This is a genomic window from Citrobacter sp. EC_71 (assembly GCF_019584005.1).
In the GTDB taxonomy this organism is placed as follows: Bacteria; Pseudomonadota; Gammaproteobacteria; order Enterobacterales; family Enterobacteriaceae; genus Citrobacter; species Citrobacter werkmanii.
In genome coordinates, this window is the sequence record NZ_VDAY01000046.1 from 1 (window position 1) to 5,140 (window position 5,140).

Annotated in this window: 5 protein-coding genes; 4 read left to right on the top strand and 1 reads right to left on the bottom strand. The window is 52.1% G+C overall.

Annotation, left to right across the window (positions count from 1 at the left end):
* The 4 genes from FHD02_RS23835 to FHD02_RS23850 all read left to right on the top strand — a co-directional run.
* Positions 1-99 (top strand): IS1 family transposase (locus FHD02_RS23835; protein ID WP_000641146.1); only part of this gene is annotated, 99 nt, incomplete at its 5' end.
* A 53-nt stretch (positions 100-152) separates the two neighbouring features.
* Complete coding sequence (locus tag FHD02_RS23840; protein ID WP_233269698.1) at positions 153-1,325, top strand: HlyD family secretion protein; 1,173 nt, start codon at positions 153-155, stop codon at positions 1,323-1,325.
* Positions 1,325-3,502, top strand: a complete 2,178-nt coding sequence (locus FHD02_RS23845; protein WP_044864413.1) for a peptidase domain-containing ABC transporter — start codon at positions 1,325-1,327, stop codon at positions 3,500-3,502. Before FHD02_RS23840 ends, FHD02_RS23845 begins: the two co-directional genes overlap by 1 nt.
* A 90-nt stretch (positions 3,503-3,592) precedes the next feature.
* The gene (locus FHD02_RS23850; RefSeq protein WP_000156887.1) at positions 3,593-4,615 is read left to right on the top strand and encodes an IS110 family transposase; all 1,023 of its coding nucleotides are present in this window, start codon (positions 3,593-3,595) and stop codon (positions 4,613-4,615) included.
* Between the two features lie 198 nt (positions 4,616-4,813).
* On the opposite strand, the gene FHD02_RS23855 is transcribed toward FHD02_RS23850, so the two are convergent.
* A partial coding sequence (locus FHD02_RS23855; protein WP_255597498.1) for a transposase occupies positions 4,814-5,140 on the bottom strand: 327 nt, incomplete at its 5' end.

The following is a 5,140-nucleotide window of genomic DNA, read 5'->3' on the forward strand; positions in this document are numbered from 1 at the left end:
CTGGCACGGCTGGGACGGAAGTCGCTGTCGTTCTCAAAATCGGTGGAGCTGCATGACAAAGTCATCGGGCATTATCTGAACATAAAACACTATCAATAAGTTGGAGTCATTACCCAGAGTACGGAGATATTGTCTTACCCGCGTCATTTGGCATGTCAGTATGCGCCGTTGCTACATTACTTATATTTCTGAGCGTCTCATTATTCGTTTATTATGGTAGTTATACCCGCAAGGCTCATCTTACAGGTATAGTGATGCCTTCATCAGGACTGGTGAAAATCACACCGCAATATGCCGGATACGTCACCCGACAGACTGTTTCAGAAGGTCAGCACGTAGCTGCCGGTGAGCCTGTTTACCATATCAGCGGCGAGCATTACAACGGGCAGGGCACAGGTACACTGGCAGCCATGAGCATGTCCCTGAAGACTCAGTATGCCATGCTGTCTTCCCAGCAGACTCTGGAATTGCGTGACAACAGTCAGCAGCAGCAGGCCATACTACAGCGAATTGCCTCCCTGAAACCACAGATTAAAAGTGCAGAGCTGCGCCTGTCGCTTGCCGGGCATCAGGCCACGCTGGCCGTGTCCGTCATGGAGCGCTATAAAAAACTGGCTGGAACGCATTACGTATCAGATATCGAATACCAGCAGAAGCAAATTGACGTTTCTACGTCACTGCAAAACGTTGAGGATCAGCGTCAGGGGCTTCTGCAACTACACACTGCAATGGAGGCTGCTGAAGAAGATCTTAACCATCTCATCGTTCAGGGGGAAAGCCGTAAAGCTGAGCTGGACAGGCAGTTGCAGGGGATCAGGCAACAGCAGGACGAACTGGCCGGACAGGAGAACTTTACGCTGACGTCACCGGTATCCGGAACCGTTGCTGCCGTGCTGATCAGACAGGGACAGTCTGTCAGGGCATCTGAACCGGTCATGACTCTGGTTCCCGACAATGCTCGTCTGCAGATAGAACTCTATGCCACCAGTCAGAATGCCGGTTTTATTCAGCCGGGGCAGCGTGTTGCACTTCGGTTCGCCGCATTCCCCTATCAGAAGTTTGGCGTTCAGTACGGGACTATCCGAGAGATAAGCCGTACAACGCTGACCCCTTCGGATTTACTCTCCGTATCCCCTGTGACCTGGAAAGAGAATGAAGGGCACTACCGCGTCATCGTCGAACCTGAGAATACCTTCATTCTGGCTTATGGAAAACAGGAACCCCTGCGCCCCGGCATGACCCTTGAGGGGGATGTCAGCCTGGATACCCGCCATTTGTGGGAGTGGCTGACCGAGCCACTCTGGAGCCTGAAAGGAAAACTGTAATGGATACCCTTAAATGGACCGGGAGAAAACAGCTCCCCCTCATCCGGCAGACAGAGTCTGCGGAATGTGGTCTGGCATGTCTGGTCATGATGGCCTGCTGGCATGGTCTGCAGACAGATTTACCCACCCTGCGCGAACGTTTCAGTATCAGCACACAGGGGATGACCCTGCAGAGGCTGATAGAGTGTGCAGCCGGTATCCGGTTGTCCTCCCGGGCCGTCCGGCTGGAGCCGGAAGACCTGAAATCCCTTTCTCTCCCGTGCATTCTCCACTGGAACATGAACCATTTCGTCGTGCTTTATAAAGTTCGCGGGAGCAGGCTGGTTATCCACGACCCGGACAAAGGGAAGATAACGCTCTCCCTGCAGGATGCAGGAAAACATTTCACCGGTGTCGCGCTGGAGTTGACGCCGGCCAGTGATTTTACCGCCCGGGATGAAAGAAAAAAAATTCGCCTGCGCCAACTGACAGGCAGGACACCCGGGCTGCTGGCCGCGATGTCGCGCATCATCATTTTTGCCCTGGCGCTGGAAATCCTGACGCTGAGTAGTCCACTTCTCAACCAGCTGGTAATTGATGAAGTGCTGGTTGCCGCCGATCGAAGTCTCCTGACCGTTATAATCATTGCCCTGCTGCTGCTGTCAATGACCCAGATGCTGCTGTCGCTGGCACGCCAGTGGGCCAGTATAACTCTGTCCGTCAATTTTAACATGCAGTGGACAGCCCGGGTTTTCCATCATCTGGTGCGTCTCCCGCTGGGCTGGTTTGATGCGCGCAGTAAGGGAAGTATCAATGCCCGTTTTGAGGCCGTGGATACCATCCAGGAGGCGCTGACCACGCAGGTACTGGAAGGTATTCTGGACGTGTTGCTCGTGATAACTGCGCTCTGTATGATGCTGCTGTACAGTCCGGAAATGACGCTGATAGCCGTACTGGCAGCCATTATCTACGGTGTGCTGAGGGCGTTGTGGTATCCGTCCCTTCGACAGTCGGCAGAAGATGCCTGGGACGCAGGTGCCAGGGAGTCCGGGCATTTTCTTGAAACCCTCAACGGTATTCTGAGCCTGAGAATTAACGGCGTGACAGCGCACCGTGAGGCCGCCTGGCTGAACCTCAACATTGTTCGCAGGAATACGCAGCTGCGACAGAGCCGTCAGCTGATGTGCTATGACATTGCACACACCCTGACCGGCAGCGTGGTATCAGCGATTATTTTGTGGAAAGGTGCCGGGGAAGTACTGAACGGTACCTTCACCGTCGGCATGCTGGTTGCTTATTTGTCCTACCAGATGCGTTTTTCATCCAGTATCAGCAGCCTGACCGATAAGTATTTTTCCTGGCGTATGCTTGATATCTACAACGAACGCCTGGCTGACATTGTGCTGACCCCGACAGAAGACTATCAGCAACAACCCGCTCAGGAAGACAATGATACTTCTGTCTTCCCGTCCGTATTCCGGGGGGATGTGGCCGACGGTGCCCGTGTTCCTTTATCCCTTGAGCATATAACCTTCAGCCACAAGGGAGGGAATAAACCGATACTCCGCGGGGTGTCGCTGACACTCCATCCTGGCGAGGTGATGGCCATTACCGGTCAATCCGGATGCGGGAAATCGACACTGGTGAAGCTTATCCTGGGGATCCACATCCCGGATGAGGGAACAATCAGGGCATTTGGCATACCGCATACCCACTCGGATTATTTTCAGGTACGTCAGCGAATCGGTACCGTACTGCAGGATGACCATCTTTTCAGGGGCTCCATTGCAGATAACATCATTTTTTTCAGTGGAGACCGCAATCATGAACGAATGATCCAGTGCGCCAGACTGGCACTTATCGACAGCGATATCATGTCTATGCCGATGGGGTATCAGACGCTGATTGGTGAAACCGGTGGAGGGCTTTCCGGAGGGCAAAAACAACGCATTCTGCTGGCCAGGGCTTTGTACAAGAAACCGGGATTTTTATTACTGGATGAAGCGACCAGCCATCTTGATGTTGAAAGTGAAATTCAGATAAGCCAGACACTACGTCAGCTGGGGCTTCCTGTCCTGCTGATAGCCCATCGCCCGGAAACCATAGCCTCTGCAGACCGGGTTCTGTATCTGGCAGACGGCTGCTTTATGGAGCTGAGGCACAAGCGCACCATTGATGATGGGCTGAACAAAAATTAACCTTAACGAATGGAAGGGACTTCCCCTGATTATGCGCCTGATTAACTCTTGTGCAATCATGGGGTACACATCGTCCCGGAGGAATTCGTTATGACTATCACGACTGTCGGTATCGATCTTGCTAAAAATGTGTTTGCTGTTCACGGTGTTGATCAAAATGGTAGAACTGTTCTGGTTAAGCCTAAAGTATCGCGTGCTGCACTTCCTGAGTTAATTGCAAGTTTGCCTCCCTGTGTTATCGGGATGGAAGCATGCTCCGGGGCTCACTACTGGGCAAGATTGTTTCGGCAGTATGGTCATGAGCCACGTCTGATGGCTGCTAAGTTTGTATCGCCTTATCGTATGGCCGGAAAATCAGGAAAAAATGATGCAGCTGATGCTCAGGCTATCTGTGAAGCTGTTCGTCGTCCGCATATGCGGTTCGTACCAGTGAAAGACGAAAGCCAGCAGGCCATGCAGTGTTTACATCGTACCCGTCAGGGTTTTATCGAAGAGAAAACAGCAACGTATAATCGTCTGCGAGGATTGATATCTGAATTCGGTGTCATCGCGCCACAAAGTGCTGATGCCCTGCGCCACATGGTTTCTGTGCAGAAGAGCTCTTTACCGCTTCAGGTTCAGCAATGTGTTGATGATTTGATGGAACACGTTGATCGCATTGAAGCTAACATCACTGAATATGACCGAATTTTGTCCCACATAGCCAAAACAGATCATCGCAGTCAGCGGCTGATGGAGCTAAAGGGCGTTGGTCCCACAACGGCCTGTGCACTGGTCGCCAGTATCGGTAATGCACATGATTTTAAAAATGGACGTCAACTGGCAGCCTGGCTGGGGCTGACGCCATCACAATACAGCAGCGGGGGAAAGTCGAAACTCGGCAGGATCACAAAAGCCGGTGATTCGTATCTGCGAACGCTTCTGGTTCAGGGGGCTCGTTCAGTGCTTATTGGCGCCGGGAAAAGGACTGACTCATTCAGCCGTTGGGTTTGTATGTTGGTTGAGCGCAGAGGGTACTGGCGGGCTGTTGTGGCCATCGCCGCCAAAAATGCGCGGCTGTGTTGGGCATCACTACATTACGGTGATGATTTCCGGCTGTACTCAGTCAACTAAAGCTCGAAGCTGTATAACCATCTGACCTGCAATTCGTTGATGATAAAGGGTTAGACCCCGTGAGGCCTATCTGGCTATTGTACAGGATATACGTATCCGCTTAACGAACAAGAACCTCACGCGCGTCTTTCATCAGGGCCCGAATCGATGACGATTCATCATGGCCGTTTATAGTACCGCAGTCTCTCCCCTTTATTTTTACTGAAGAGCAGACAGAAACCATAAATACCGGCTTTGACATGCCGGGGAAGTCCTTATAGTACAATAATTTTCGATATCCAAACTGCCCCCAAACAGGTTGGCCAGCGTGAATAACATCGCCAGTTGGTTATCGTTTTTCAGCAACCCCTTGTATCTGGCTTTCACGAAGCCGAACTGTCGCTTGATGATGCGAAATGGGTGCTCCACCTTGGCCCGGATGCTGGCTTTCATGTATTCGATGTTGATGGCCGTTTTGTTCTTGCGTGGATGCTGTTTCAAGGTTCTTACCTTGCCGGGGCGCTCGGCGATCAGCCAGTCCACATC

Excerpts from the sequence above, each read along its gene's own strand:
- FHD02_RS23840 (WP_233269698.1), top strand. The coding sequence starts at position 153 with ATGTCAGTATGCGCCGTTGCTACATTACTTATATTTCTGAGCGTCTCA.
- FHD02_RS23850 (WP_000156887.1), top strand. The coding sequence starts at position 3,593 with ATGACTATCACGACTGTCGGTATCGATCTTGCTAAAAATGTGTTTGCT.
- FHD02_RS23845 (WP_044864413.1), top strand. The coding sequence starts at position 1,325 with ATGGATACCCTTAAATGGACCGGGAGAAAACAGCTCCCCCTCATCCGG.